The following is a 1734-nucleotide window of genomic DNA, read 5'->3' on the forward strand; positions in this document are numbered from 1 at the left end:
AGGGCAACAAGAATAGTAGCCAGTTAAGTCCGCTTAGTCAAGTGGCATGGGCTGGGGCCAGTCAATTGCGTCGTACAAGACCTCGGCCTTGCGCAAGGCCAGAATGGCCTGAAGCCCCATTTCTTCGCGCAAAGCCTGAAGCGCCTCCACCAGCAAACCGCCGAATTCGGAGTCCGCCAGCAGCAAGAAGTCAAAAAACGGTCGAGATCGCAACACCTCAAACCGCCTCCGGGCATCCGGCACAAAGCGCCGCGAGTCCGACCGCTCCCACTGCTGGGCTATGGAGTTGGAGTTCATGGGCCTGGCTACTCCAGGTTGGGCCAGGAAGAGCCTTAATCTACCGCTCTTTCCGAGCTGTGGGTTTGTGTGTTGCCCCCAACCTGTACCACAGCGTACACTCTGCCCTGTGGAGCAAACTCTATTTCGCGGCAGACGCGATCGAAGGTTGGGCGAGAGTACTGCCGTGCACCTCGAGGGTGTCACTAAACGTTTTGGCGAACATAGAGCGGTAGATAACATTACCCTCAACATTCGCGACGGTGAGTTTTTTAGCCTGTTGGGGCCATCGGGCTGCGGCAAGACCACCCTGCTGCGCATGATTGCGGGCTTCGATACCCCCGATCAGGGCCGGGTCATCATCGGTGGCAAGGACATGACAGAAATGCCGCCCTATTTGCGCCCGGTCAACACGGTCTTCCAGAACTATGCCCTCTTTCCCCACATGACCGTCGAGCAGAACATCGCCTTTGGCCTTCGCATGAAAAAAATGCCCAGGGACGAGATAGCCAGGCGGGTGCAGTGGGCGCTGGAACTCATCAACCTGCCAGGCTACGAGAAACGTCGCCCCGACCAGATGTCCGGGGGGCAACGTCAGCGGATTGCGCTGGCCAGAGCCCTGGTCAACGAACCCGAAGTCTTGCTGCTCGACGAGCCGCTCTCGGCCCTCGACCTCAAGCTGCGCCAGGAACTGCGGGTGGATCTGATGAACCTGCAAGAACGACTGGGCATCACCTTTATCTTTGTCACCCACGACCAGGAAGAAGCCCTGGTAATGTCGGATCGCATCGCGGTGATGAACAGGGGCCGCATAGAGCAGTTAGGCCCCACCGAAGAGATCTACGAACTGCCGCAGACTGCTTTTGTGGCCAAGTTTATTGGCGATTCCAATCTGATCCCGGCCAGGGCCCTGGAGCCGCGAAAGGTCAAAACCCATATGGGTGAGTTTGAGCTCGATAAAGAAGACGCCCTCACCCCAGGTCAGGAAGTACTGCTCTCGATTCGACCCGAAAAAATCCGCCTCTTCCGTGAGAAACCCAGCCTGCCCAACGTTTTCCGGGCCAGGGTAGACGACATCATCTATACCGGCTCAGAAAACCAGTATGTGTTGCTGGTGGATGGCCAGCGCTTGATGTGCGACACCCTCAACCAGGACATCCAGGAGCCAGGGCATGAGGAATTCACCTACGATGAGGAGGTCTGGGTGGCCCTCACACCCGAAAAGCTGGTGGTGATCGAGGGTGAGGCGGAAGGGAGCAATCCCTATGCGTGAGGCTGCTACCCCCAGGGAGCGCCTGCGCCAGATGCTTCTGACCATCGGGCCAGGGGCGTTCTGGCTGCTGCTGTTTGTGCTGATTCCCACCCTCATCATGCTGGTGGCCTCGCTGATGAGCCGGGGCAGCCTGGGCCAGCTAGTGGAGCCCTTTGGGGTTCACAACTACATTCGCTTTTTTTCCG

Annotated in this window: 2 protein-coding genes and 1 pseudogene; 2 read left to right on the forward strand and 1 reads right to left on the reverse strand. The window is 58.2% G+C overall.

Features of this window, described 5'->3' with window-relative positions; translation table 11 throughout:
- Positions 1-33: 33 nt before the first annotated feature.
- Positions 34-297: a hypothetical protein gene (locus tag Q0288_RS00580; protein ID WP_299425567.1), complete on the reverse strand. Its 264-nt coding sequence runs from the start codon at positions 295-297 to the stop codon at positions 34-36.
- Positions 298-406: 109 nt separating this feature from the next.
- Between Q0288_RS00580 and Q0288_RS00585 the strand changes: the two genes are divergently transcribed.
- Complete coding sequence (locus Q0288_RS00585) at positions 407-1549, forward strand: ABC transporter ATP-binding protein (RefSeq protein ID WP_299425570.1); 1143 nt, start codon at positions 407-409, stop codon at positions 1547-1549.
- A pseudogene (locus tag Q0288_RS00590) lies at positions 1542-1734 on the forward strand (ABC transporter permease); the annotation flags it as partial. The gene Q0288_RS00585 and the pseudogene Q0288_RS00590, both read left to right, overlap by 8 nt.

Source organism: uncultured Meiothermus sp., from assembly GCF_937863175.1.
Lineage (GTDB): Bacteria > Deinococcota > Deinococci > Deinococcales > Thermaceae > Meiothermus.

Bases quoted from the DNA above. Each gene is read 5' to 3' on its own strand.
- Q0288_RS00580 (WP_299425567.1), bottom strand. From the start codon at position 297: ATGAACTCCAACTCCATAGCCCAGCAGTGGGAGCGGTCGGACTCGCGG.